We start from the raw sequence: 25,504 nt of genomic DNA, 5'->3' as shown, positions 1-25,504 counted from the left end.
TCGTTTGTCGTGGGGCCTACCCGCCCAGCACGCGCAGGTACATCTTCGTTCCCGGATAGGCTCTTAGCAGTTTGGCCCGCTCCTTCTCCCGGACCACGGTCAACACCGTGGCGAGGGGGTCGGAGGTCAGACCGTTCGGCGCGACGATCGTCGCCTGCACGCGGTTGGTGAGCGCCTGGCCCGTCCTTGGATCGACGACGTGCGAGTACTGCACCCCGCCGATGATCGTGAACTGCTCGGTGTCTCCCGAAGTGGAGACGGCGCATCGGGCGAACACGAGGTCCTTCGGGCCGTGGTCGTCGCCGGCGTTGGGCACGCGGATCGTCCACCCTTCGGCGCCGGGAGGGGGCTCGCTCACCACGATGTCGCCGCCCATCTCGACCAGCGCGCGCGTGATGCCGCGCTCCCGCAACACGCGCTGGGCCTCGTCGTCGGCGTAGCCCTTGGCGATGCCGCCCAAATCGAGGCGCATCCCCGTCACGGCAAGCCGGACCGTCCTTGCCTTTGGGTCGAGGGTCATCTTCTTCCAACCCACCAACTTCCGAGCCTGCTTCAGATCCTCTTCGGACGGAAGCGCACCCGTCTTGCGGGCCGCGCGCCAAAGCGCGATCACCGGGCCGGCGGTCACGTCGAAGGCCCCTCCGGATCGTTTTGCCAACTCCTGGGCGCGGGCCAAGACGTCAAACAGTTCGGAAGAGACCTTCACAGGGGGCCCGCCAGCCTTCTCGCAAAGGCGGTTGAGTTCGCTGTCGCGACGGTAGTCGCTCATGATCGCGTCGAGTGCGGCGATCCGGGCGAAAGCCGCCGTGCAGGCCGCTTCCGCAGCGGCTTGGTCCGATGCGTACACAACCAGGCGGGCATCGACACCCATGTGGTACTCGGTGTAGGTAAAACGAGACAGTGGCTGACTCTGCGGCGCGGCGCCGAGCAGAGCGAGTCCCAAACCGAGCAAGCAACCAACCATGAGCATAGAACGAACAACTGTCATTGCGCGCATCATCTTCCGGCCTTGGGCGGGCTGGGCGCTTGCCCTCGGGACGTTGGCCGGGGTGGTGGCGGCAACGTCCGCCCAGACGCCCGCATCCCAAACGGGAGCCAAGCCCTACACCGAAACCCTACCCAATTCCCTGGTGAAGGTCGAGATGCTGCCCATTCCGGGAGGCACCGTCACGATCGGGGGCAAGACGGTCGAGGTCAAGCCGTTCTTCATGGCCAAAACCGAAACGACCTGGGAGGCGTTCGACGTGTTCATCGCAAGCGGCCCACCCTCTCCTTCGTACGACCAGACCGAGTTCGGGCCCGACGCGATCGCCCGGCCCAGCCGAAGCTACATCCTTCCCGACCTTGGCTGGGGACACAACGGGTTCCCGACGATCAACGTGAGCTTCACGACCGTGGAGATGTTCTGCCGGTGGCTCTCGCAGAGCACGAAGAAGAAGTATCGCCTGCCGACCGAAGCGGAGTGGGAGTTGGCCTGTCGGGCCGGCCAAACCGGCGAGTGGAAGATCGAGAAGGACGCGCTGGACAAACAAGCCTGGTACGCGGACAACAGCGATGGGTACACCAACCCTGTCGGAGAGAAGGCCGCCAACGCGTGGGGTCTCCAGGACATGCTCGGCAACGTCGGCGAGTGGGCCACCGACATGGAGGGCAAGCCCGTGCTGTGTGGGGGCACGTTCCGCGATCCCGCGGCAGAGGTCAACCCCGGAACCCGGCGCTACTGGTCCCTGAAGTGGCAGGAGACCGATCCGCAATTTCCCAAGAGTCGTTGGTGGCTGGCGGACGCACCTTTTGCCGGTTTTCGCCTGGTTTGCGATCCCGATTAGCTCTTTGCCCGGGTTCGTTCGAACTCCACAGTTGTGTATGATTGGGGTGTTAGGATTTTGCGACGACCCCGGGCGTTTGGCCCGTGGGCATAGTCGAAAAGAGGAGAATCATGATTCGATTTCGCTTATTCCCGCCCTTGGCGCTCCTTGCCGCCGCATGTTCGGTGGGCGCCCAGACCGTTGACGGGACGCTCGACGGTGCGTACGGGTCTGCGCTCGCCGTCCAGTCCGTCCAGACCCAGTTTGGAGATGCCGCACCTCCCGGAAACCTCGGGGGCAGCGAACTGGATGCCGCTTACGCCACGATCTCCGGCGGGCGCCTGTTCCTGATGCTCACCGGCAACCACGAGCCCAACTTCAACAAGCTCGACATCTTCATCGACTCGGTCGCCGGCGGTGAAAACACCCTGAGCGGTACGCCGCAGTACGACTTCTTCACCGGAAGTAGTTGGATCAGCCAGAACATGGGCGGTCTCACCTTCGATACGGGCTTCGCCGCGGACTATCACCTCTTCTCGAGGTGGGGCGGAGGCGGCACACCGGGACCGTATCAAGTCGACTTCATCAACCGTCAGGGCGGTGTGAGCGCGATGGTCGCGGGGGCCACCGGCACAAGCGGAAACCCTGCGGGCCTGGTCGCCGCCGGGCAGATCAACGCCGGCAACGTCGGGCCCAACGCCTCGGGCTCGTCGCTGTCCCAAGACCTGTTCTTCGCGATCAACGACAACAACGCGGGCGGAGTGATTGGAGGGACGGAAGCTGCGGACGCTGGCGCGGCCCTCGCCGTGACGACCGGCATGGAGTTCTCGATCTCGCTCGCCGATCTTGGCAACCCGACTCCCGGATCTACGATCCGGATCGCCGCGATGATCAATAACGGCGACCACAACTACCTCTCGAACCAGATTCTGGGAGGTCTCGCCGCACCGCAGGGCAACCTGGGCGGTGACGGCGCGGGTGGCTTCACCGGGTCGCTCAGCGGCGTCAACTTCAACCAGTTCGCGGGCAACCAGTACTTCGAGTTGCAGGTCGTTCCCGAGCCGACGACCATGGTCGCGCTCGGACTCGGCGCCGCCGCACTGCTGCGACGCCGACGCAAGGTCTAACCCAACCGGGCCCGGAGAGTGCACTCTTCGGGCCCGATGCTTTATGCTCGATCCATGCTTCTCGCCGCGCTCGCAGCGCTTGCTCTGACCACCCTGCCGACGCAACGCTCCTGGGTGGTTTACGAAGGGAATTCGGGGCCGGGCCAAGGCAAGCACGTCGTGTTTTTGGCAGGCGACGAGGAGTATCGCTCGGAAGAGGGCTTGCCCCAACTCGCCCGCATCCTCGCGTTCCGGCACGGCTTCAAATGCACGGTTCTGTTCTCGATCGGCCCGAACGGAACGATCGACCCCAACCGCCACGACCACCAGCCCGGCATGGAAGCGCTCGACTCGGCCGACCTGTGCGTCATGCTCCTGCGGTTTCGCCAATGGCCCGACGCGCAGTTGCGGCACTTCGCGGATTACCTGGCCTCAGGCAAACCGATCGTTGCGTTGCGGACCAGCACCCACGCCTTCGACTACCCAGCCGACTCGCCCAGCCCCTATCGCCGATTCGGGTGGCGGAGCGGCGAATGGCCGGGCGGCTTCGGGCGCCACGTGTTGGGTGAAACGTGGATCAGCCACTGGGGCGTCCACGGCAAACAGGCGACCCGGGGCGTCCCGGTCGCGAAGGACGCCCCGCTTCTGAACGGCGTTCACGACCTGTTTTGCACGACCGACGTTTACGAGGCATCTCCACCCACGGACGCCGAGGTGTTGGTCCGCGGTCAGGTCGTGGAAGGCATGGGCCCCGACGATCCGCCGGCCACGGGCCGAAAGAAGACCGCCCAAGGCACGGAACAGCCGCTCAACGAGCCCATGATGCCCGTGGCATGGACCCGCGCTCCACGGAACGGGTTCGGGAAGGTCTTCACGACCACGATGGGCGCCGCCACCGACCTGCTGAACGAAGACCTTCGACGACTGTTGGTCAACGCCGCGTACTGGGGGGTTGGTCTCGACGTTCCATCGAGGGCCGATGTCGACCTCGTCGGACCGTACCAACCCAGCCCCTTCGGGTTCGACGGGTTCCGCAAAGGTGTGAAGCCAGCAGACCTCGCCTGGCCGCACTAACTCGAACGGACGTGGCCCCCTGGGAGTGCGCGCGCTTGCGCGTCGCCCTGCACTCACCGGGCTCGCCCGGCGCACGCCCGTCGAGCGGGCGTGGCACCCCTGGGAGTGCGCGCGCTTGCGCGTCGCCCTGCACTCACCGGGCTCGCCCGGTGCACGCCCGTCGAGCGGGCGTGGCACCCCTGGGAGTGCGCGCGCTTGCGCGTCGCCCTGCATTCGCCGGGCTTCGCCTTCGGCGCACGCCCGTCGAGCGGGCGGCACCGAGGTGCGCGCTTGCGCGTCGCCTTTCACCGAGCCGCTTGCGGCGACCACCAAGGCGCCGGGCGAGCCCGGCGGGTTCAGGGCGACGCGCAAGCGCGCGCACTCCCAGAGTGTTTACAACGCGATTTCGAGCACGTTGGCCATTCCCACCGGGCGGCACGTGCACCTGCCCCGCGAGGCGGGCAACAACACCACGTCCCCCGAGCGCAACGAAGTACCCGACACCTCGGCGGAGCCCTCCAAACACACCAGCACCCGCGGTTCATCGGTCTCACCGACAGCAAACGGATCCGCCCCCTGTCTTCGCCAAACCCGAAAGTGCTCGCAATCGAACAGCGGATCTGCCCCTGCGTCCACCGGATCCACGGGCCCGCGGTCAAAGTCGATGCTCCGGAGCCCCTGTTCGATATGAAGCTCTCGGGGGCTTCCCGTCTTGGCGTCGACCCTTCCCCAGTCGTGGAGGCGAAACGTCACGTCGCTGTTCTCCTGCACCTCGAACACCATGACGCCCCCGCCCAACGCGTGCACGGTTCCCGACTGGAGGAACACCCCGTCGCCGGCCTTGGGCACGAAGCGATGGAGCAACGGTTCGACCGAGCCCTCGGCAAGCGCCGCCTTCAGCTTGGTGGGCGTGGTCCCAGGCTTGAGGCCGGCGGAGATCGCACTGTCCGCGTCGGCCTCGAGCACCACCCACGCCTCGGTCTTGCCGCGCTCGCCCGGCGGAAGCAGGTCGGCCTGGTCGTCCGACGGATGAACCTGAACCGAAAGCATCTCGCGCGCATCGAGGAACTTCAGCAGAAGCGGAAAGCGCTCGTAGCGACTGGAAAACCGTCCCAGAATCGCGGCGTGGTGCTCCTGCACGAGGTCCGAAAGCGTGCGTCCTTGGAAAGCCCCGTCGGCCACCACGCTCGGGAAGTCGTCCCGATCGCTCAGCACCCAAGCCTCCCCGATCGGGCCCTCCCCGGGAAGCGGGGTCTCCAGGACGCGCTCCAGCCGCCGTCCGCCCCAAAGGCGATACTGGAAGATGGGCTCGAACCGAAGCGGCGCGGTCAGACCGCTCATGCCCGTCGCTCCCGGCAGCGCCGGATCAGCGAGTTGGTGGAGGCGTCATGCGCCAGGTCCGGCTCCGCACGGGACTCAAGCTCGGGAAGGACCCGCTGGGCCAAGACCTTTCCCAACTCGACCCCCCACTGGTCGAACGAATCGATCCCCCAGATCGATCCTTGCGTGAACACGCTGTGCTCGTACATCGCCACCAGCATGCCCAGGCTGCGCGGGGTGAGCCGGTCCATGAGGATCATGGTTGACGGACGGTCGCCGGCGAACGTGCGGTGGGGCACCAGCTCGGGCGCCGTGCCTTCTTCGGCGACCTCCTCGGCACTCTTGCCGAACGCGAGCGCCTCCGCTTGCGCGATCGCATTTGCCAGAAGCACCTCGTGGTGACGTCCCAGATCCCACAGCGGTTGGACAAAGGCGATGAAATCGCACGGGATCAGCTCCGTCCCCTGGTGGATGAGTTGGTAGAAGGAGTGCTGTCCGTTCGTCCCGGGCTCGCCCCACACGACCGGCCCGGTCGCGTAGTCGACCTCCCTTCCGTGGCGGGTGACGTGCTTTCCGTTGCTCTCCATCGCCAACTGCTGCAGGTAGGCGGGGAACCGTTTGAGATACTGTTCGTAAGGCAGCACGGCCAGCGTGCGCGCCCCGACGAAATCCGCGTACCACACGCCCAGCAAACCCATCAGCACCGGCACGTTGCGCTCGAACGGGGCGGTGCGGAAGTGCTCGTCCATCCGGTGCATGCCGTCGAGCATCTCCCGGAACCGAGCGTCCCCGATCGCGATCATCGTGGAGAGCCCGATCGCCGAGGACATCGAGTATCGTCCTCCGACCCAGTCCCAGAACTCGAACATGTTCCGGGGATCGATGCCGAACCGAGCCACTCCGTCCTCGTTGGTGGAGACGGCCACGAAGTGCTTGGCGATGGCCGCCTCGTCTCCGAGTTTCTCGAGCGCCCAGGCGCGGGCCGTCTGCGCGTTGGTCATCGTCTCCAACGTGGTGAAGGTCTTGGAGGAGACGATGAACAGCGTCTCCTCCGCGTCGAGGTCGAGCACGGCCTCGGCAAAGTCCGTTCCATCCACGTTGGAAACGAACCGGAAGGTGAGATTGCGATCGCTGAAGTGGCGCAACGCCTCGTACGCCATCACCGGCCCCAGATCCGAACCGCCGATCCCGATGTTCACCACATTGCGGATCCGCTTGCCCGTATGGCCGGTCCACTGACCCTCCCGGACCGCGCGCGCGAACGCGCCCATCTTGTCCAGCACCGCGTGCACATGGGGGACGACGTCCTCGCCGTCGACCTCGATGGAGGTGCCGCGCGGAGCGCGCAACGCCACATGGAGCACCGCGCGATCCTCGGTCGTGTTGATACGGTCGCCCCGAAACATCGCGTCGATATGCTCACGCAGCCCCGTTTCCACCGCCAAAGCGATCAAGAGTCCCAGGGTCTCGTCCGTCACCAAGTGTTTGGAGTAGTCGAACAACAGGTCGTCGACTTCCACCGACATCTTCTCCGCGCGGTAGGGCTCGTTGGCAAAGAGCGTGCGCAGAGACAGGCGCGTCATCGACTGCCGATGCGCAGCGAGGGCCTTCCACGTCGCAAGGGCCGTCAGCGGGGAGTGGGGGATGGAGGGTTCTGTCATCGATCTCACCCTAAACCTACCCTGCCCACTGGCGGCGGGACGTGCGCTCCGTGAGGCCCTCGGCCGCGGCACGATCGACGAGCCAAAGCACATCCCCGTCGACGGGCTGGACCCGAGCGGCCGGCAGCGTCGTACGCCCTGGAACGAGTTCAAGAACCTCCCGTAAAACCTCGGCCTTCGCCGCGCCTTGAACCAGGAACAACACCCGCCTGGCCGCGTTGAGGACCGGCAAAGTGAGGGTGATCCGCTCCACGTCGGGCGGAAGTCTTCCGGGAGGAGCAGCCACTACCCACCTCGTCTTCGTCTCCAGAGCCAAGGACCCGGGAAACAGCGAAGCGGTGTGGCCATCCTCCCCCAAACCCAGCAGCACAAGGTCGATCTTAGGCGGCTCGATCAAGCGCGCCCGCAAGGTGCCCTCGTAGGTACGCGCGCACGCGTCCGCGGACGCACCCTCGGTGGGAATCGGAAAGACGGACGACGCGGGGACCCCTGCCGGGTCGAGGAGGTGCCGGCGTGCGCTTCCGAAGTTGCTCGCCGGGTCGTCCGGCGGCACCACCCGCTCGTCGCCGAAGAACAGTTGGGTCCTCGCCCAATCCAAAGCGTGTTTGGAGAGGCCACGATAGGTCTCCAGCGGAGTCGAACCGCCCGCAAGAGCAAGCGAGAAGACCCCTCGTTCCGCCTGCGCGCTTCGTGCCGCCTCGACGAGGATGGAGGATGCCGCCGTCGCAAGTTCGGCAGGATCGGCGCACACCAGGACGTCCCGCTTCACTCGGGCACCGACGCGGGAAGCGGATTGTGCCACCCGCCGTCCGCGGCGATGAGCGCGGACGCCTCTTCGGGGCCCCAAGTGCCCCGCTTGTAGGGAATGGCCGCCTGGTGGTTCTCAAGCACCGGATCCACCACCGCCCAAGCGGCTTCAAGGGCGTCCTGTCGGGTGAACAGGGCCGAAACCCCCTTCATGGCGTCCGTGAGGAGCCGCTCGTAGGGCGCCTCCTCTCCAAACAGCTCCTCGAGAAGAAACAGCTCGTGCTGCTCTCCCAAGTACTCCTCGCCGGGCAACTTCATCCGCGCGGCAAGCGCGACCGCCGCTTCGGGTCCGAGGCGGAACCGGACGTAGTTCGCGCGTCCATCCTTCGGCACAGAGTCGCCAAAGAGGGGTGTCGGGGGCGGCTTGAGCTGCACCAGCACCTCCGCGGCCTTCACCGGGAGGTGCTTGCCGGACCGCAGGTACCACGGGACCCCGGCCCACCGCCACGAGTCGATGTGCAGCCGCAACGCGCAAAACGTCTCGACATCGGAGTCGGGAGCGACGGCCGCCTCGTCCCGGTACCCCTCGTACTGCCCCCGCACCAGGTCCTCCGGCCGCAGGGGGCTCATGGCCTGAAACACCTTGGCTTTCTCGGTATGCACCGCACGGTAGTCACGAATCGCGGGAGGCTCCATTGCGAGGAGGGCGACGATTTGGAACATGTGGTTCTGCACCACGTCGCGCAGGCAGCCCGCGCTTTCATAGAACCCGCCGCGACCCTCGACGCCAAAGTCCTCGGCGAGCGTGATCTGCACGCTGGCGACGTGGTCGCGGTTCCAGATGGGCTCGGGGAAGGAGTTGGCGAACCGGAAGTAGAGGATGTTCATGATCGCCTCCTTCCCGAGGTAGTGGTCGATTCGGAAGATGGCCTCTTCGGGGAACACCGCCTGGGCGATGCGGTTCAACTCGCGGGCCGATTGGAGGTCGCGTCCAAACGGCTTCTCGACGATGACCCGCGCATCGTTGGCGAGGCCCGCATCGCCGAGCCCGTGGATCACCGTGCCGAAGAGCGAGGGCGGGATCGCGAGGTAGAACGCGGGCCGCGCGACGTTGCCCAAGGCCTCCTTCAGGCGTTGGAACGTCGCGAAGTCGTTGTAGTTGCCCTGGACGTAGCTTGCCGCGGCCAGCAGCGCGTCCAGCGTTGGCCCATCGACCTTCGGCACGGCCTGGCGCACGCTTTCGGAGATGCGCTTGCGGAAATCATCGAGGCTGCAGTCGGAAGAAGCGACGCCGAGAACCGGCACCTTCAAGTGGCCGTGACGCTTCATCGCGTACAACGCGGGAAAGATCATCTTGTGGGCGAGGTCGCCCGTCGCGCCAAACACCACGAGCGCGCCTGAGAGGGGCTTACTCATGGCCATCGGCTCCCTTCTCCACGTGGCCTCCGAACTGGAAGCGAAGCGCCGAGAGCAGTTTGTCGGCGAAGTCGGCTTCGCCTCGCGAGCTGAACCGCTGGAACAGGGCGGCGCTCAGGACGGGTGCCGGCACGGAGGCGTCCACCGCGGCTTGTACGGTCCAGCGTCCCTCTCCCGAGTCCGACACGCGTCCAGCGAACTTCTCGAGACCCGGGCTGTCCAGAAGCGCGGCCGCGGTGAGGTCGAGCAGCCACGAGGAGATCACGCTCCCGCGGCGCCAGACTTCGGCGATATCCGGGAGGTTCAGATCGTACTGGAAGTGCTCCGGGTGGCGAAGGGGGGTGGTCTCGGCATCTTGAGTTCGCTCGCGCTTCCCCGCGTTGGCGTGGTGCAGCACGTTCATCCCTTCCGCGTAGGCAGCCATGATGCCGTACTCGATGCCGTTGTGCACCATCTTCACAAAGTGCCCGGCTCCGCTCGGACCGCAGTGGAGGTAGCCGCGGGTCGCGGTTCCGCCTTCGCGGCCGGAAGTCGGCGGCACCTCGCCCTGGCCCGGCGCCAGGGTTGCGAACACGGTGTCGAGCCGAGCCACGGCCGCCTCGTCGCCCCCGATCATCAGGCAGTAGCCGCGCTCCGCACCCCACACGCCTCCGCTCGTTCCGACGTCGAGGTAGTGGATTCCACGCTGCTTCAATTCGGAGCTGCGGCGAAGGTCGTCGTGGTAGTAGGAGTTTCCGCCGTCCACGAGCACGTCACCCTCCTCAAGCAGCGGAACGAGTCCTTCCAGAGTCGCGTCCACGACTCCCGCGGGGACCATCATCCAGACCGCGCGCGGTTTCGCCAGGGTTTGGACGAACTCTTCGAGCGAGGCCGCGCCCACGGCGCCCTCGCCTTCGAGAGCCTTCACGGAGCCTGGCTGGAGATCGTAGACGACGCATCGATGCCCGCCCTTCATGAGCCGGCGCACCATGTTGGCGCCCATCCTTCCGAGTCCGATCATTCCGATTTCCATTTGCATTGGCCCCCGTCACTATGAACGCACAGCGGCGCGCCTTCGCACCATTGCCAACGCGTTGCAAGAGGCCGAACGCTAGCCGATCATTCGGGTCACGAGCCAGAACGTGCCCAGACCGATGACGCCCAGGGCAGAGGCCGCCTTCATCCACGCTGTCGGGTTCGGGTGCCGCTTCAGCAGACCGGCGAGGAGCGGGAACGTGGCCAGAATGATCGCGACCTGGCAGACCTCCACCCCCAGGTTGAACGAGCCCAACGCGACCGGGAGCGCCTCCCGCGGGATGCCGGCCTCCGCAAACGCCCCGGCGAACCCGAACCCGTGGATGAGCCCGAACAGGAAGGTCAGCACCGGCCGCCAGTTCTCTTTGAGCGAGCCGTGGAAGTACTCCACGCCCACATAGACCACGCTCAGCGCGATGAGCGGCTCCACCAGGCGCGGCGAAAGCGACGCGTAGCCCAACGCGGCGCACGACAGGGTGATGCTGTGGGCCACGGTGAACGCCGTGACGGTCTTGAGCAGCGAGCGGACGGTTCCGCCGAGCAACACCAGCCCGACGATGAAGGCGAGGTGGTCGTACCCCTGGGCGATGTGGCTGATTCCCATCAGGAGAAACTCCACAAACGGGCTGCGCGAGGGTGCGTCCTCGCTGCCCGGGTGGGTCCGGTCCAGGACCGTCTCGCCGACCACCTGCCCGTTCCGAATCACGGTGAACACCGTCACGGATTGCGGTTGCTCGGGGTAGAAGCGGGCCCGAAGCGAGGCCGCCGGGAGGGCGCCTCGGTACGACCGCTGGAGGGTGACCTTGTCTCCGGCGACATCGAGCATCACTTGGCTCGAGACGCGCTCGCCCGAGGCAAGATCCAACTTGAGGCGCGCATCGAGGGCCTGCTCGGCGCGGCCGAGGTCGATGGACTCGACCTTCCACCCTGTGCTCTCCGCAAGCTTGGAAAGGGGCGTCTGCGCCACGACCAAGAACCCGTCGGGCCCTTCGATGAGGCGGACCGATGTGAGGTTCAGGTCGTGCGCGATCGACGCGGCGGGAAGAAGGACCGCAACGACCAGCCACAGGGGAATCCGGAGTCTCATCTACCCGCCACCGGGGCCCCGCCCCCCGTCCGCGATCCGTCGCTGCTCCTGGGTCAACACCTGGTCGGGTTTCTCACCCTTTCCGAGCCTTTCGATCTGGCCCGAGGTGAGTTTCAGAGGTTCGACGAGGTGGGGCATCACGCCCGCGTCGCGCAGAGCGGCGACGGCTTTCTTGTAGGTGGCCAGCCGCACTTTCTGTTCCGCGCTGAGTTGGAGGTACTCGCCCAGCGCGTCGGCAGGCACAAGGCCCGGAGGGGGCCCCATGGGTCCGCCTGGGCCGCCAAAGCCGGGCCGTCCAGGTCCACCCTGGCCAGGTCCTCCGGGACCACCCGGTCCCCCGCCGGGGCCACCGGGACCCTCGCGTTTGAGGAAGCTGGGATCCACCTGTCCCTTGAGTTGCCGCGGGATGAACGGGAACGTATCCGTTAGCACGTAGTAGTAAGTGCCCGCGGGGAAGTCCGGGGTGACCCCGGTGCGGCCGTTGAACCCGTCGAGGTCGCCCGCTCCCTTCACGTACTCGAAATCCGAGGCGAAGGAGCCGTCGTAGGCGCCGCCGGGCCCGTCGGGTCGGGTGCCGGTCTTCATGCGGTAGCTCGACGTGAGCTTGCGCATCGGGCTCTTGGGGTCGTTCGGATCGGTCGTGCCGTAGTTTCCGTAGACCGGGTAGCCGTCGGCCGCCCACCCCACGATCGCCATCTTGTTCTTGTAATCGAGTTTGGCGAGGAGCCCCATCGGGAGACCGTGGTAGTGGTAGGCCCCGTTGGGCTGGACGTGGGCAAAATTCGCGTCGACGCCAAGTCCGCGCCCGTTGGCGATCTGCCCGCTCAGCGCCTCGTAGTGCCAGGCGAAGTCGTTGTTCCAAAGCTCCGCGGTGCCGGGATCGAACGGAACGCCGTTGACGGCGACTCCGAACAAGGCGCCTCGGGCCTGACGTGTGGCTGGAGTCGGCTTCAGCGGGACTTCGAACTTGTAGTTCTGGGGCCGAATGGCGTTGGGGTTTCCCGCATTCGGGAACCGACCGACGGCGTGCTCGGGGATGCCGTTGGCCGTGATGACGCGCTTGCCGCCTTCGACAACGATTTTGACCTCGCTGGCGTACGCGGGCTGTTGCGTGGCCGGTACGAGGCGTGTGACCTGGGCGACGATCACCGCCGCCAGTGCGGCGAGGACCACCGTGAGCACGATCAGTTTGGGGGAGTCCATCGTTGGTTTCATGGCTGGGGCAACTCTAACGGGCGGTTGTTAGGGTTCCGTGAGTCTACTGATGCTCCATCATCGCCCAACTTTTCGAAGCCCGGTAAATCTACCAGCTAAGGAGGGTGCGGGCTCTCCCGGTGCCAAAAACCTTGTATAGTCAAGGCGTACGCGGTGCGGTTGGTACTGCGTTTGGAGGAGAGTGATGCGATCGACCTTTCGGATGGTAGGCATAGGCGTTGTCCTCGGGGCATTCGCCGCCGTTAGCCACGCCGCGGCGTTTCAAAACGGCGGTTTCGAGTTCAACAACGTACCTGCAGGCGACTACAAGTACGCACCAGGCGTCAGCGCGCCGGGCCATGAGAACGTGGCCGCGACGGGTTGGACGTTCGTCGGAGGCACGGGGGTCAGCCACAACTCGAGCGCGTGGACGAGTTTCACCGCTCCCGAGGGCACCTCGTACGCTTTCATCCAGGGCGGCTCCGGCTCCGTGCTCACGCAGACCTTCGACGTTGCGAACGGCCAGACCTACCGGGTCACCTTCAAGTCCCTCACCCGCGTTTACCAGAACAGCAGCGGCACCTACACGTACGGTATCGGCGCCACCGTCTACGGCAACTCGCCGGTGGATACGAGCGGATGGAGAGACAACTCGTTCGATTTCACCGCGACCGGCGCGAGCGCCACGCTGACCTTCACCGGTGACAGCACCGGAGACAACAGCGCCTTCTTGGATCAGATCACCCTGACGCCGGTGCCCGAGCCCTTCACCATGGGCCTTGGTGCGGCGGCCATCGCCGTCGCCCTTCGCCGGCGCAAGAAGTAGCAACCGCTTCTCTTCTCCGGGCCCCCGAAGCGACGCTTCGGGGGCTTTTTTTGTTGGAGGCAGAGGGAGCGCGCAAACCGGTTTAGCGCGGATTTAGCGCGAGCGGGTTATTGTCTTCGTGCCCTGCCGCTCGGGCAGCGCGCCTATCGGAACTCGCAATGGAACAGATCTCTCGACGCACGTGCCTCATCACCCTTGGCTCTTCGACCCTCCTTGCCATGGGTGGGTGCGGCGGCTGGCTCGGCGGCTCGTCGGGGGGCTTTGGAGCGGGAACACTTGCGTTGCGGTCGTACTCCGGGACCGTCCTGTTGCCTTCCGGCATCGACACGGCGAATCTCCGCGTGATGGGACCGTTCTCGACCTCGAAGATCACGGGATCCACGTTTGCGGCAAAGGGGATTCGGGACTTTCCGGGCCCGGTCTCGATCGTCGATATCACCACTGGGAAGACCATCCTGGTAGGCACCCTCGATCCCGACACGAACAACCAACTCCTCGATGCGGCGAACTGCGCGGCCACCTTGCTCCTCTACGCGCTTGGCGGCTCCCAACTCTTCGGAGCAGAGCGGCAGACCGCTTGGAGTGCCCTCTTGGCAGACACGGCAACGTCCGGGCTGGCCGACGTCGTTGCGGCCCGCCTTGCAGCGAATGCCCTCGCCCTCGAAGACGGCGACGCGGCGATCGTGGATGCGCTTGACCAAGCCGCGCACCAGGCAGGTCCTATTGGCCGTGCGGCGAGGCGTCCTACCGGCGCCCAGTCCGGCACTCGGGAGCCCTCGTCGCTGGAGATCGCCATCCCGAACCTGTATCCCGTCAACGGCCTCGATCTGATCAACGACAACGACCAAGGCGTGTTCGCGAGCAACTTCACGCGGCGCGAGGGCATGGCACGGATCTATTTGGCCCTCAAGACGGACGAGAACAACGTGGACACGGTCCCCGATCCACCTCGACAGATCGTCGAACCGATGATCGTTCCCCCCAAAGGCAACACCAAGGAAGTTCCGATCCAGCTCGATGGACAGGATGTCGCGGACAAGTTCGAAATCATCTATGTGACCCCCGTGTTCGACGCCCCCGAACCGGGGATCTACACCAACAACGCGTACGAAGGGGAGAAGGCCGCTTGGCGGGCGGACCACGCGAAGCTCTTCCAGCGAGCGGAGATCGGCCTCGTTTCGAAGATCCTGCTCGAGTCGGTCGGGGTATGCGGCATCCCGCTGGACTCGGCGGCGCTCGAACGGACGATCGACGCGATGCAGGCGATTAGTCCTGCCGCTTCGGATCTCGTGCTGGCGGCCCGCAACGGCACCGGTCTGTCTGCGGGTGTGAAGAGTCTGATTCAGTTGGCAAGCGGCAGCGATCAGGGCGCCCTCGACTTTCTTGCGGCCGTCGCGCCCCTCATCGAGAAGGTCCATCCGGTTCTGGCGAGGGACTTGGCGCAGCGGAACTTCAAGTCCGCGGACCTGGCCCGGGTCCGAAGCGCCCTTCGGCTCGTCTCGATCCTTGGCGCGATGGCGCTCTCGCTCGAACTGGGGCCGGAATACAAGGACTTGACCGAGGGGGAGAGCGGCAACCTGTTGCACTTTCTGGCCTACCTCCCCCACGTCAGGCTCAGCCCCAATGGCGGCAACTACACTCCGGGGGACACGATCCAGTTCACGGCCACCGCCGATCACGCGAGCCCAAACGCCACGTACAAATGGAACCTCTACGGGATCTCCGCGGCGACACTGGACGATCAGAACGGCCAAACGGGCATTGAGTTCGAGACCTCGCACAACCAAGTTCTGCTCAAGACGAATCCGAGTTCGATCGGCAACGCCGCGGTAAACGTGGAGGTCTTCGAGGGCACCGGGTCGGAGAGGTATTCGATCGGCAACGCCACCACGATTCTTCTTCACACGGGAAGCGCAAGCCTCTTCATCGAGGAGTTCACCCTGGGCGGCACCACCTATGTGGACCTCATGGCGGTCTTGCCCAAGCCGCATACGCCGGAAGGGGGCAACCACTACGTGGGTGGCACCGTCCGAGCGGACATCATCTACAGCGACCTCGCGCAGAACATCCACGACACCCGGCACATGGAGTTCATCGTGCCACCTTTCACGGGCTTGCCTGGAAGTTCCGAGACGCCGCCGCAGTTTGCGGGCCCGAAGATCAACCCCTCGGTGGGTGGCGGGACGAGCGGATTTGCCGGCATCGATTGCTACGACCTCGGCGACCGGCTTGTGTTGATCAAAATGGTCGGCATCTTCTTCCCCGGCAGCAGCACGCCCGACCAGATCCAGCAAACCCGCGAGGCGGTCATGAGGCATCAGACGAACACCACCCTCTCGGCAACCTTCCCATAGAAGCGGGGCCGTTGGGCGCTAGGGCCGGTCCAGGGCATCGCACGCCCGGGCGACCACTGCGGCCACTCGCGCTTGCGCAGAAACCGATCCGTCCGGCACCGCGTCGCCGCATTGAGCCTCGACCCACGACGCGAACCGACACTCGGAGACCGATCTGGCATGGCTTGTCCGTTCGCGAAACGACGCGTACACGTTCAGCACGGCCAATGCCAGGGGCTCGAAGCCTGTCCTGGCCAGCGCGCCTGCGGCATAGTCGGCGGCCACTTGGTGCGCTCGACGATAGTGGGATCGGAACGTATGGCTCATGCCGAGCGATACCAATCGGCGCCCTTCGGACTCCCTGCCTGCCATGATCAGCGAGAGCCCGTGTGGCGCCATGACGAGACCTCGGACGTGGTCGAACTCGTTGGCGAGCGCCATGGAGTAAGCCTGAGAAAGCGACTCCCTCGCTCCGACCCAATCTCCCATGACGGTCAAGAGGATACCGATGTTCGCCCGCAACGTCGCCGAGTTGTGGAGGCCGCGCGTCGTGGGGTCGTGGTCGAACAAGGCGAGTTGATCGCGGTATTGACCAAGGGCAAGTTCCAACTCGCCTCGATGCCAATGGAGCGTGGCGATCTGACTCCTCGCGGTCGCGATATCCAGTGGGTCGCCATGCGCTTCGGCCAGTTGTTCGAACCGGCGAAGATACCTCCAAGCGTCGTCCCATTCGCGTACATCGAAGCTGATAAACCCCAGGATGTTGATCGCGTACCGATGTTCTCGTCGCCCTTCGGGGAGGTTATCCACCAGCCACTCTGCGTATTCGAGCCCTTTGCGGTATGCGTCCACCATGTCGGCAAGGCTGAGGGCGAGCATCATGACTGCGACGCGTTCCTCCGATATCCCGGAGGTGCTGTCCACGGCTTGCTGAACCAGCTCCCACGCCTGGGTGGGCGAGCCAAGAGCCTCCTTTCGAAACGAATCGCTCGCAAACAAGGGCAGCAACGAGTTGGGATCCGTGGCGAGTTGGCGCTCCATCGTCCTCGCCATCAGTTCCCGCGCCGGTGCGCTGGTGGTTGGAGTCCGCCGTCTCGCTGGAACTTGGCCGAGGGACACACGCCTCGCCAGGTTGAGCAGGTCGGGCGAGAAGTCGAACCCAAACTCCGCAAGATGGCGCCGGCGCGCCGACTCGAACCGCTTAGCCGCTGCCGGGGATTTCCCCGCCGCGGCAAGAGTATGCAAATAGGTGGTCCAGGCTTCTTCATGATGCCCGTCCGTTTCCAGCGCCCGAAGAGACTCCGACTCGGCGAGTTCCAACTCGTCCTGGGAGATGCCGATGCGGGCAAGTCGAAGCGCGACCTCGATCCGCCTTTCGCGCCAATGTCCGCGCAGCTCGTCGGCCCACGTCCATCGTTCCCCTTCGAGGAAGTCCACCCCGATCATGTCGAGCAGTCTCTCGAGGCTCCTCTTCTCCTCCTCCAGACTCTCCGCGATCCGACCGCACCTGTAGAGCCCTTCGGCTGCATGGACATCGATCGATGCTTCGACGCTCGAGAAACAGAGGGTGCCGCCCTCTGCCCTCAGAGGTTGCCAAGGGGCAAGACCCTGGCGCGCATGGACCAGAGCGGTGCGCAGTCGGTTTGCCGCCACCTCGATCTCGACATCCGGCCAGATTGCTGCGGCGAGCTCAAGTCGAGGCACGAGCCGATCGGCGCGACTGGCAAGGAACGCAAAGACACTCGCTGTCGGACGCGTTGAGAATGCAACGACCTCGCCGTCCCGGACCACGCGAAAGGCTCCGAACAACTGAACGATGCAACTCAAAGAAGATCTCCGCCCCGAATCATATCACCGGCGGATCGTCAACACGTCCCCGCGCTCCGTACTCGCTCGTGCGGGAAGGACCTTCGCATGCCGAGTGGAATCTGACGGGGTGGGAGAAGATCGCCGCCGACCATGATGCTCACCCTTGCCCTTCTCGCAGGAACGCTCGCTTCGCCGGACCCGGTCCATGCCCCTGCGCCGGACAAACCCAACATCGTGGTCATCCTCGCCGACGACCTGGGCTACGGCGATCTGCGCTGTTACAACTCGGAATCCAAAGTGGCCACCCCGAACGTGGACCGGCTCGCGCGCGAGGGGATGCGCTTCACCGACGCGCACGCGCCCTCCACGGTGTGCACGCCCAGCCGGTACGGCCTGTTGACGGGCCGGATGACCTTCCGCATCCCCTACCGCAGCGTGTTCGAAGGCGTGGGCGGACCGTGCCTCATCACAAAGGACCAGCTCACGTTGCCGCAGATGCTTCGCACCCAGGGCTACGCCACGGCGATGACCGGCAAGTGCCATGTCGGCCTGACGTTCTTCGAGGGAACCTAAGGAACCCGCAACCCTACTAGTTGCGTTTATAGCGAATAGAGGCAATAATGGAACTATGAGCGCACTCGTAGAGAACCGAATCGGACCGTCTGACATGTCGGACGAGCAGTTGAAGAATCTCCTTCAGGTCGTGGAAGGAGGTGCCCGCCCGGTGCTTATCGGGCCGAACGGCGACCCGATCGCGCTGCCCAAAGTGCTGAACGACCTGTTCGTCGCCGTCATCGAAGCGATGAAGCGCAAGGAGGCAGTGTTCCTCATGCACGAGAATGAGGCGTTCACCACGCAAGCGGCTGCGAACTTTCTCGGTGTTTCTCGGCAATACCTTGTTCGACTCCTTGAGGACGGCAAGATTCCGTTCCACCATGCTGGAACCCATCGAAGAGTCTTCTTCAAGGACCTGGTGCGTTTCCAACACGATCGAAGCATCGCCAGGCGTGCGAAGCTGGATTCGATGACCGATGAACTCGTCGAGGCGGGCGTCTACGATCGGCACGTCCCACTGGAGCGTGAAGGTTCGGAGAAGTAGCCATTGAGGGCCGACTTCCCAGTCGTCCTTGACGCTTGCGTCCTTGCTGAAGCAGCCGTCTCGGATCTCTTCCTGCGGCTCTCCGAAGAGCCGCGCCTTCTCTTGCCCAGATGGTCCGAACCGATCTGGCAGGAAACCCGCAGGGTCTTCATCGACAAACTGGGCTGGCCCGAGGCACTGGCCGACTCACGCATCCAAGCCGCCACAGAGGTCTTTCCGGAAGCGATGGTCTCCGGATTCGAGCACATCATTCCAGCCTGCACGAATCATCCCGACGACCGCCATGTGCTCGCGGCCGCGATTCACTCCAAGACCGAGACGATCGCGACCTTCAACGTGAAGGACTTCAAGCCGGATGCGCTCGACCCTTGGGGAATCAACGCGACGCATCCGGGAGATTATTTGAAGGTGCTCAACGACCGATTTCGGAGACACTTGACGTCCAGGTTCGCTCGCCTTCGTTCGAGAGAGTGAATGAGTGGGTCTTCCGCAACAAACCCAAACCGATGTACACTCTACGCATAATAGTCCCCTGGCATCGGATGCCACGGTTCGGTAATGACCCACGTGCTCGCATTTCTGATTGCTTTGCTGATTGCGCATCAAGGCGCCTGTGTGGAAAGGCTGGGATTGGCGGCTGAGCCTCGCTTCGTCGAAGTTGGGCATCGCGCCGAATCTGCCCCTTTGCAGCCTCAAGGCCTCTCAAACGCCGCCTATGAAGAGTTGCGAACACGCCGCCCATGTGCTGGTGCCTATACGCTGACCTACAACGTCGTCGTCGACGCGTACGACCCGTCCGACAAGGTGGCGCCCCAGCATCCCAAATCGACCGCGAGCTACTCCGTGGTCCTCGCCATCGACGGGCGCCGCGTGTCGTATGTGGCCAAGGCTGGGCAACCGGCGCGGATGCCGGAGGTTTGCGTCTACTACAACGGAATCCGAACCTATGCCTTTCTTGGAGGGCACCTGACGGTGCACACAGGCAAGCAGCTTGGGGGAATCCAGCATCCGCCCCTCTTCGGCACATCCATACTTGGATCGCCCTTGTTCCAAGCAAACGCCAATCCCGAGCTGTACGAAAAGCTCCACCTGCCACCAGGCCCCCACCGCGCCGACGTCTACTACCAACCGGGCAACCTCGATCCCCCGTCCTACCTGGTCGGCTTCGTGAAGGCGACCGAGGGCCCGTCGGGTCCCCGCCTTAGCGCGCTTTATGCAGTGAGTCCGACGCAGCCGCTACAGTCGATTGCGTTCGAATACACGCGAACCTGGGCCGGCTTCGCGCCGATGGCGTCCAAGACCGTGGTTACCATGTTCCGCCACGACGATCCAAACTCGATGCCGACTAATCTCAAGCTCAGGTCGGAGTCCTATTCGCTCGAGCAGGCGTCGAAGGCCTATCAGGGCTATTCGATCAAGGACGTCCTGTCGAGAATGCACGCAGGCGATACCTTCGAGGTCGTCGACGAGGCAGGCCATGCATCGAGCCTGCCCTTCGTTCCGGGAAGCCTCGGGATCAAAGAGCTTTTTGCCGATCCTCCCATTCGACCGGAGGCCGTCGAAGAGTAATGCTGGCCTGTTGCCTGGCCCTGATCGCCGTGGGGAATGCACGCGCCCCCGCCCCATCCCTAACCCTGGAACGCCCTGCAGTCTCCCTGCGCCGACTCCTTCTCGAAGTGAGCGACCGCACCGGAGGCGACCTCCGATGCGACGACCGGCTCGCCTCCGAAATCCTCGTCACAGCAGTTCAGAGTGTCCCGGTCGAGGAGTTCCTCGATCGACTCGCTGCCGTCGTAGGTGCCCATTGGCGCGACGGACAAGGCTACAGGGTCCTATCCCAGACCTCGGACGACGTCAAGGAGGAGGAGAAGGTCTCGCTCAAGGGACGGGTTCAAGCGATCAATGCGGCACTGGAACGTGGCCCGAAGCTTGACGACGCTGGGCTCTCGGACGACGAGGCGCGGGCGACGATCAAGAACCTCCTCGTCCTGCGCGGCCAGATGGACGCCGAACCGACGAACGACACGTACCGTGGCGCCTACGCCTCGTCGATTGCCCGTTCTCCGATGAGCAGGTCCCTCGCCTTGCTCGTTCGAACGATCCCCCCTGAAGCATTGGCCAACATCGGTCGGCGCAGCGTGTTCTCCCTTCACCCAACTTCAAAGCAGGGGAGGCTGGGCACCGGCGCCGAAGCCATCTTCGATCAGATGCGAAAGGAGCAGTCTCTCTGGGCAAAAGAGCTGGCTCAGCAGGACCCCGACGGACGGATACTGCCGATCGGAACGCCGTTGCGAAGGGGGCGGGACCCGGTGCCGCCAGAGTCGGACTTCAGGGTTATCGCGACCGAGGTTGGACCCGGAAACATTGCCTTCGAACTGGCTCTCGTCGAGCCCGGGTCTCCCGAAGTGGGCGAGGTCGTCGCAATCTGGCAACTCCCTTTCCCAAGGATCACGAGGGAAAGCGGGCAGGAGAAGGACCCTGCTGGAGATTCGCCCATCACCCTCTCTCATCTCTCCTCGGAGTTTGCCGTCTGCTTCAACGAGGTGTTCGGCCAGAAGCAGATTCACCTGCCCGCGGACCTGCGGGCGGTGCTGCTCGATCCGGTGGCCCACGACCCCCTGCAACTGCTCGCATCCGACTGTCTGATCGGTGTCGGACGGGTACGGGAAAGGCCCCTCATCGCGTGGGTGTCGGACAGCGAGTTCTTCACGTTCAACGCGGCGGCGAGCCGGCCCTTGCGCTGCCGCGACGTGGAGAGGCTTTTGGAGGCGAGGCCGTACGGGTTGGCGCTGCGGGAAGAGGACGGGTGGCTGCTAGGCCGTCCGACCGACCCGGTAGGTGCCCGAAGGCTTCAAACGAACCGAGAGGCGCTTGGGGTCTTTGCCCGAGCGGTGGATTCGAAAGGCCGCGCTACGTTGCGAGATTACGCAGCCTTCGCGCAAAGCCTGCAGGAGCGCACAGGGCATCTCGGTGCGATCCCCATGCAGTTCTTGGGCGCCTATCCTTCGCTGATGCAGTTCACGGCCGATTGGGAGGGTGTCCGCGTCTTTGGAGCCCTTACGGATGACCAGGTGAGAGCCCTTGAGGGCGGCCGGACCCTGCGGTACGGCGAGGCGCCCCCGCGCCTAAAGGAGTTGATCGCGGAGTGGGCATTCTCCCGCGAGATTCAAGCTGGCGTCGACTATTCAGACCCCTCAAAACCTCGACGGGTGGTTCTCGAACCCACTGTGACCTTCGCGTCGGGAATCCCGGGGGACACCGAGATTTCGCTCGAGAACCTAAGGTCGCCAACTCCGATCGCCTTTATCAGGCGAGGCGAGACGGTGGTTCCCTTTCGAGGCGTGTCGCCAAGCGACATCGCAGGCTATGAGTCACCTAGCGCCATCGCTCGATACGGTGGCCCATTTGCGGCAGGTTACGCGATGGGCCAGGTCGAGCAGTTCCATCTTCGCGTCCGCTACTCAGACCGGGCCGGACAAGAAGCGGTTCTGTCGGATTTTGAGGTCGACGATCACGCGAGGCCCGTCCCTTGGAACGAACTGCCAGATCCAGTCGCCACCGCGGTCAGGGAGATTGTGGGGCGGCAGAAGCCACCGCCCGTATTCCGGGGTAGAGGTCCCTTCCCTAACTCCCGGGGAGCGCTGAGCAATCCCGGTTCCTAACGGCTCCGGCCTGCGGTCGAGGTAGCTTCGGGCAAGCAATTCCCCCAACTGGACGATCCCGGGCGTGGTCACGACCAGTTGCTCGGGTTGGGGTGGCAGATCGAAGGCCTTGAGGTGGATGAACGCGGGGTCGGCGGCCGCGAGGGCATCGAGATCCGCGGTCACGTCGATGGCGTTCAGCCCCTTCTCGTCGATGGGCGGCTGCTGGCTGACGAACCACTTCAGCGAGGGGAGCCCCAGATCCCGGCGGCTCCCTTCGACCGTGGCCTTCAGCCATTTGGCCGCGTCCCTGCGGTACGCGCCGAAGGACATGTCGTTCTCCCCGACGTGGTAGAAGATGCCGGCCAGCTCCACGGGATGCCCCTTGGCCTCGAGTTCCCTGATCGACTCTCGGACGAAGGCGATGAACTTCGGATAGAGGTTCCGGTCGGGGGTAGTCGTCCCCTGGGGAGTCCAGTCGTTCATCTGCGAGCCGCTGTGGGTGAACTTGGCGATCGCGATGTTGCCGATCCCCCCGGCCTGCAGCGTTCGGCCAAAGCTGAGCTCGGGACCGAAGGTGTCGTAGAAGCCTGCGGGCTTCAGCGGCACCCAGCCTGGCGAGGTCTTGTAGCGGCCCCCGATGCTGTACCGGAACGCGATCTTGTCGTTCGCCTTGGCCAGCGCCGCGCCTCCCGGCAACCCGGGCAGTTCCTGAACGAACGCGCGCTCGCCCTCCATGTTGCGGTGTCCGGCGAGGATGAAGAGCTTGACGGGGCTTCCCTTGGCATAGGGCAGGGTCTTCAGCGTGCGCTCGGGGGCGGGCTTCTTGCCGATCGTTCTCAGGTACGCGTCGGCGTAGTTCACCCCGTGTTCGAGCTGCCCCAGGGTTCCGTAGTGGTAATGCAGCCCGGCCCCGCCGCCGATCTCCACCGCGTCGTGAGAGGTCGGGATGTACTCCGCCAGCGGATCGGAGTCGGTGACGGCCTTCTGCCCGACGCGGATGGCGTCCATGTTCTCGCGGTTGTCCATCCCCCAGACGGTCTTGGTGCAAAGCTCCCCGATGTAGAACCTCAGACTCGGGGTGTGGAGGTCGCGCCGCCATTTGGCCAGGAAGTTCTTCAGGTTCTTGCCGTAGTTCGGCTTGAACTCCTGGTCGAACATGTCGTTCTCGCCCTGGTGCCACATGAAGCCCTCGATGCGGTAGGCCACCTTCCGCCGGTCCAGCTCCGCCAGGGAGGAACGGACCAGCTGCAGGGCCAGCGGGTAGAGCTTGTAGCCGCTGGGATCGTCCGGATTCCAATCCGCGCCCAAGGTCGTGCCACCCGAGGCGCACTTGATGATCGCAATGGGCGCCTTCGTCTCCTGCGAGACCTTCCGGGCGAAGCTGAGCTCGGGACCGACGACTTCGTCCACCGGCTGTAGCGCGACCCATCCGTTCGACGTTCGCTTCTGCTCGCGGCCGATGTTGTAGGAGAACAGGACCTTGTCCTGGGGCTTGTCCAGGCCAACGAAGGGCGGGAAGCGCTGGATGTCCTTCACCTTCGAATCCGAACCGACCATGTTCGACTGCCCCGCGAAGATGAACACGCGCACGGTCTTCGTGTCGGATTGCCGCGGCCCGGCAGAGGCAGCCGCGGGGACCAGCAAGAGGGACGCTACGATCAGGACGGTGTGTTTCATGGTCGAAGAACTCGAAGGCTCAGTATGCCCGGCCACCCGCGTTTCGCCTTGCCCGGCGACCGCGACGCTCGCCCTTTGACAACGGTGGAGAGGTGCGATCCAACCGTCGAAAGCGAGTTGCCCAAGCCGCGCCGTTCCGGGTGCGGTAAAATGAAAGCCGTTCGTGGGGACATAGCTCAGCTGGGAGAGCGCTTGCATGGCATGCAAGAGGTCAGGGGTTCGAGCCCCCTTGTCTCCACCATCTTCCTTTCGCCGACTCGGCACGTCCTGACTCAGAGGCCGCACTGGGACGTCGAAAAGCTGGGAGGATGCTTTGAACTGCGTGATTCTTGCTTTGAGTGCCGTCTGGACGGGAACAGCGGCTCCGCCACGCCCCAACCTGCTCTTCATCCTTACCGACGACCAGCGGTTCGACGCCGCGGGGTACCTGGGCCATCCCTTCCTCAAGACCCCGAACCTCGACCGCCTCGCCGCCGAAGGCGTCCGATTCCCCAACGCGTTCGTCACCACGCCCATCTGCGCCGCGAGCCGGGCGTCGATCCTCACCGGCCGCTACGAGCGCGCGCACCACTTCAACTTCGGCACGCCGCCGCTCGCCGAGCGGTTCTGCGAAAGCAGCTACCCCGCCCTTCTCCGCCAAGCGGGCTACCGTACGGGCCTCATCGGTAAGTACGGAATCTCCACGGCGAAGGGCGAGAACGCGAAGATGTTTGACGTCCTCTCACCCATCGGCTACCCCTTCCTGCGCAAACAGCCCAACGGCGAGACACGCCACATCGACCAGATCGCCACCGACCGCGCCATCGAGTTCCTGGAGCAGCAGCCGGCCGATCAACCCTTCTGCCTCTCCGTCAGCTTCAACAGTCCCCACGCCGAGGACGGCAGCCTCGACAACCTCTACCCGTGGCCCTCGACCGTCGACGGGCTGTACGACGATGTCCCCATCGCCGTCCCGCCCCCCGAAGAGGAGCGGATCTTCAACGCCGAGCCCGCGTTCCTCCAAAAGGCCATGAACCGCATCCGCTGGTTTTGGCAATTCGACACACCGGAAAAGTACGTCAAGAACGTGCGCTCCTACTACCGCATGATCTCCGGCATCGACCACGAGATCGGACGCCTCACCAGCGAACTCGACAAACTCGGGCTCGCCAAGAACACCGTCCTCGTGTTCATGTCGGACAACGGCTACTTCCTCGGCGAGCGCGGATTCTCCGGCAAGTGGGTGCACTACGAGGAGTCGCTTCGGGTTCCCCTGCTCGTCATCGACCCCCGCCACCCGGAACAGAAAGGACGGTCCGTGGAGCAGATGGCGCTGAACCTCGACATCGCCCCGACCTTGCTCGAGTACGCCGGAGTCCAGCTGCCCAAGGGCTTCCAAGGCCGCAGCCTCGTGCCGCTGGCGCAAGGCAAGAAACCATCCTGGCGGAAGGACTTCCTTTGCGAGCACCTGCTTGTGAACCCGGACATTCCGAAGTGGGAAGGGGTCCGCGGCGAGCGCACCGTCTACGCCCGCTACTTCGAGCAAGAGCCGGTCTTCGAGTTCCTCCACGACCTGAAGCAGGACCCGCGAGAGCTTCGCAACCTGGCGAACGATCCCGGCCATGGCAAGACGCTCGATCAGATGCGGAAGCGGCTGGGCGAACTCGTCTATGCGGCCGGTGGGTGATGGCCGCCGAGAGGGCGCGCGCGTACGAGTTGAAGCCGGGTAGACGC

Annotated in this window: 20 protein-coding genes and 1 tRNA gene; 11 read left to right on the top strand and 10 right to left on the bottom strand. The window is 64.7% G+C overall.

The annotated features are described in order from the left end of the window. Positions 1-16 precede the first annotated feature (16 nt). Positions 17-871 carry an FAD:protein FMN transferase gene (locus M9921_10465; protein ID MCO5297268.1) on the bottom strand — a complete coding sequence of 285 codons (855 nt, stop codon included), beginning with the start codon at positions 869-871 and terminating at the stop codon, positions 17-19. A 91-nt stretch (positions 872-962) separates the two neighbouring features. Here M9921_10465 and M9921_10460 point away from each other — a divergent pair, with 91 nt between their 5' ends. The 3 genes from M9921_10460 to M9921_10450 all read left to right on the top strand — a co-directional run bounded on the left by M9921_10460 (position 963) and on the right by M9921_10450 (position 3,985). Further along, positions 963-1,826, top strand: coding sequence for a formylglycine-generating enzyme family protein (locus M9921_10460; GenBank protein MCO5297267.1), 864 nt, complete (start codon positions 963-965; stop codon positions 1,824-1,826). A gap of 110 nt (positions 1,827-1,936) precedes the next feature. Then, complete coding sequence (locus M9921_10455; protein ID MCO5297266.1) at positions 1,937-2,932, top strand: PEP-CTERM sorting domain-containing protein; 996 nt, start codon at positions 1,937-1,939, stop codon at positions 2,930-2,932. 54 nt (positions 2,933-2,986) lie between these two features. Continuing rightward, the gene (locus tag M9921_10450; GenBank protein MCO5297265.1) at positions 2,987-3,985 is read left to right on the top strand and encodes a ThuA domain-containing protein; all 999 of its coding nucleotides are present in this window, start codon (positions 2,987-2,989) and stop codon (positions 3,983-3,985) included. 372 nt (positions 3,986-4,357) lie between these two features. On the opposite strand, the gene M9921_10445 is transcribed toward M9921_10450, so the two are convergent. The 7 genes from M9921_10445 to M9921_10415 form a co-directional block, all read right to left on the bottom strand. Continuing rightward, positions 4,358-5,305, bottom strand: a complete 948-nt coding sequence (locus M9921_10445) for a class I mannose-6-phosphate isomerase (GenBank protein ID MCO5297264.1) — start codon at positions 5,303-5,305, stop codon at positions 4,358-4,360. After that, positions 5,302-6,945: a glucose-6-phosphate isomerase gene (pgi, locus tag M9921_10440; protein MCO5297263.1), complete on the bottom strand. Its 1,644-nt coding sequence runs from the start codon at positions 6,943-6,945 to the stop codon at positions 5,302-5,304. The genes M9921_10445 and pgi overlap by 4 nt, the downstream gene beginning before the upstream one ends. A 16-nt stretch (positions 6,946-6,961) precedes the next feature. Continuing rightward, on the bottom strand, positions 6,962-7,714 hold the full coding sequence (gene pgl, locus M9921_10435) for a 6-phosphogluconolactonase (protein MCO5297262.1): 753 nt from the start codon (positions 7,712-7,714) through the stop codon (positions 6,962-6,964). Then, complete coding sequence (gene zwf, locus M9921_10430; GenBank protein ID MCO5297261.1) at positions 7,711-9,108, bottom strand: glucose-6-phosphate dehydrogenase; 1,398 nt, start codon at positions 9,106-9,108, stop codon at positions 7,711-7,713. Before zwf ends, pgl begins: the two co-directional genes overlap by 4 nt. Next, positions 9,101-10,108, bottom strand: coding sequence for a decarboxylating 6-phosphogluconate dehydrogenase (gnd, locus tag M9921_10425; GenBank protein ID MCO5297260.1), 1,008 nt, complete (start codon positions 10,106-10,108; stop codon positions 9,101-9,103). Before gnd ends, zwf begins: the two co-directional genes overlap by 8 nt. Before the next feature lie 90 nt (positions 10,109-10,198). After that, complete coding sequence (locus M9921_10420) at positions 10,199-11,209, bottom strand: HupE/UreJ family protein (protein ID MCO5297259.1); 1,011 nt, start codon at positions 11,207-11,209, stop codon at positions 10,199-10,201. Then, the gene (locus M9921_10415) at positions 11,210-12,424 is read right to left on the bottom strand and encodes a YHYH protein (GenBank protein ID MCO5297258.1); all 1,215 of its coding nucleotides are present in this window, start codon (positions 12,422-12,424) and stop codon (positions 11,210-11,212) included. Between the two features lie 184 nt (positions 12,425-12,608). Between M9921_10415 and M9921_10410 the strand changes: the two genes are divergently transcribed. Continuing rightward, the gene (locus M9921_10410) at positions 12,609-13,229 is read left to right on the top strand and encodes a DUF642 domain-containing protein (protein ID MCO5297257.1); all 621 of its coding nucleotides are present in this window, start codon (positions 12,609-12,611) and stop codon (positions 13,227-13,229) included. Positions 13,230-13,387: 158 nt separating this feature from the next. Further along, a complete protein-coding gene (locus M9921_10405; protein ID MCO5297256.1) occupies positions 13,388-15,583 on the top strand; it encodes a hypothetical protein in 2,196 nt (731 codons plus the stop codon). Positions 15,584-15,601: 18 nt separating this feature from the next. On the opposite strand, the gene M9921_10400 is transcribed toward M9921_10405, so the two are convergent. Continuing rightward, entirely contained in the window at positions 15,602-17,266 is a 1,665-nt protein-coding gene (locus M9921_10400; GenBank protein ID MCO5297255.1) for a bacterial transcriptional activator domain-containing protein, read from the bottom strand. Positions 17,267-17,521: 255 nt separating this feature from the next. On the opposite strand from M9921_10400, the gene M9921_10395 reads away from it, so the two are divergent. The 4 genes from M9921_10395 to M9921_10380 all read left to right on the top strand — a co-directional run bounded on the left by M9921_10395 (position 17,522) and on the right by M9921_10380 (position 20,039). Beyond that, positions 17,522-17,944: a sulfatase-like hydrolase/transferase gene (locus M9921_10395; protein ID MCO5297254.1), complete on the top strand. Its 423-nt coding sequence runs from the start codon at positions 17,522-17,524 to the stop codon at positions 17,942-17,944. Positions 17,945-17,999: 55 nt separating this feature from the next. Continuing rightward, positions 18,000-18,470: an excisionase family DNA-binding protein gene (locus M9921_10390; GenBank protein ID MCO5297253.1), complete on the top strand. Its 471-nt coding sequence runs from the start codon at positions 18,000-18,002 to the stop codon at positions 18,468-18,470. A gap of 3 nt (positions 18,471-18,473) precedes the next feature. Then, positions 18,474-18,944 carry a PIN domain-containing protein gene (locus M9921_10385; protein MCO5297252.1) on the top strand — a complete coding sequence of 157 codons (471 nt, stop codon included), beginning with the start codon at positions 18,474-18,476 and terminating at the stop codon, positions 18,942-18,944. An 84-nt stretch (positions 18,945-19,028) separates the two neighbouring features. Further along, positions 19,029-20,039, top strand: coding sequence for a hypothetical protein (locus M9921_10380; GenBank protein ID MCO5297251.1), 1,011 nt, complete (start codon positions 19,029-19,031; stop codon positions 20,037-20,039). Between the two features lie 1,892 nt (positions 20,040-21,931). On the opposite strand, the gene M9921_10375 is transcribed toward M9921_10380, so the two are convergent. After that, positions 21,932-23,791 carry a sialate O-acetylesterase gene (locus M9921_10375; GenBank protein MCO5297250.1) on the bottom strand — a complete coding sequence of 620 codons (1,860 nt, stop codon included), beginning with the start codon at positions 23,789-23,791 and terminating at the stop codon, positions 21,932-21,934. A gap of 165 nt (positions 23,792-23,956) precedes the next feature. Here M9921_10375 and M9921_10370 point away from each other — a divergent pair. Together M9921_10370 and M9921_10365 are read left to right on the top strand one after the other, a co-directional pair. Beyond that, positions 23,957-24,032, top strand: a tRNA-Ala gene (locus M9921_10370). An 81-nt stretch (positions 24,033-24,113) separates the two neighbouring features. Beyond that, positions 24,114-25,457 (top strand): sulfatase, encoded by a 1,344-nt coding sequence (locus tag M9921_10365; protein ID MCO5297249.1) that lies wholly within the window; start codon positions 24,114-24,116, stop codon positions 25,455-25,457. The last annotated feature ends 47 nt before the right edge of the window (positions 25,458-25,504 follow it).

This window comes from Fimbriimonadaceae bacterium, assembly GCA_023957775.1.
GTDB lineage: Bacteria > Armatimonadota > Fimbriimonadia > Fimbriimonadales > Fimbriimonadaceae > JAMLGR01.
The sequence above is the reverse complement of the archived record's forward strand: the minus strand, read 5'-3'. Positions and strand labels throughout refer to the sequence as shown.

Bases quoted from the DNA above. Each gene is read 5' to 3' on its own strand.
- M9921_10445 (MCO5297264.1), bottom strand. From the start codon at position 5,305: ATGAGCGGTCTGACCGCGCCGCTTCGGTTCGAGCCCATCTTCCAGTAT.
- pgi (MCO5297263.1), bottom strand. From the start codon at position 6,945: ATGACAGAACCCTCCATCCCCCACTCCCCGCTGACGGCCCTTGCGACG.
- M9921_10410 (MCO5297257.1), top strand. From the start codon at position 12,609: ATGCGATCGACCTTTCGGATGGTAGGCATAGGCGTTGTCCTCGGGGCA.
- M9921_10405 (MCO5297256.1), top strand. From the start codon at position 13,388: ATGGAACAGATCTCTCGACGCACGTGCCTCATCACCCTTGGCTCTTCG.
- M9921_10465 (MCO5297268.1), bottom strand. From the start codon at position 871: ATGGGTGTCGATGCCCGCCTGGTTGTGTACGCATCGGACCAAGCCGCT.
- M9921_10455 (MCO5297266.1), top strand. From the start codon at position 1,937: ATGATTCGATTTCGCTTATTCCCGCCCTTGGCGCTCCTTGCCGCCGCA.
- M9921_10450 (MCO5297265.1), top strand. From the start codon at position 2,987: ATGCTTCTCGCCGCGCTCGCAGCGCTTGCTCTGACCACCCTGCCGACG.
- M9921_10460 (MCO5297267.1), top strand. From the start codon at position 963: ATGAGCATAGAACGAACAACTGTCATTGCGCGCATCATCTTCCGGCCT.
- zwf (MCO5297261.1), bottom strand. From the start codon at position 9,108: ATGAGTAAGCCCCTCTCAGGCGCGCTCGTGGTGTTTGGCGCGACGGGC.
- M9921_10415 (MCO5297258.1), bottom strand. From the start codon at position 12,424: ATGAAACCAACGATGGACTCCCCCAAACTGATCGTGCTCACGGTGGTC.
- M9921_10420 (MCO5297259.1), bottom strand. From the start codon at position 11,209: ATGAGACTCCGGATTCCCCTGTGGCTGGTCGTTGCGGTCCTTCTTCCC.
- M9921_10375 (MCO5297250.1), bottom strand. From the start codon at position 23,791: ATGAAACACACCGTCCTGATCGTAGCGTCCCTCTTGCTGGTCCCCGCG.
- M9921_10390 (MCO5297253.1), top strand. From the start codon at position 18,000: ATGAGCGCACTCGTAGAGAACCGAATCGGACCGTCTGACATGTCGGAC.
- M9921_10395 (MCO5297254.1), top strand. From the start codon at position 17,522: ATGATGCTCACCCTTGCCCTTCTCGCAGGAACGCTCGCTTCGCCGGAC.
- gnd (MCO5297260.1), bottom strand. From the start codon at position 10,108: ATGATCGGACTCGGAAGGATGGGCGCCAACATGGTGCGCCGGCTCATG.
- M9921_10380 (MCO5297251.1), top strand. From the start codon at position 19,029: ATGACCCACGTGCTCGCATTTCTGATTGCTTTGCTGATTGCGCATCAA.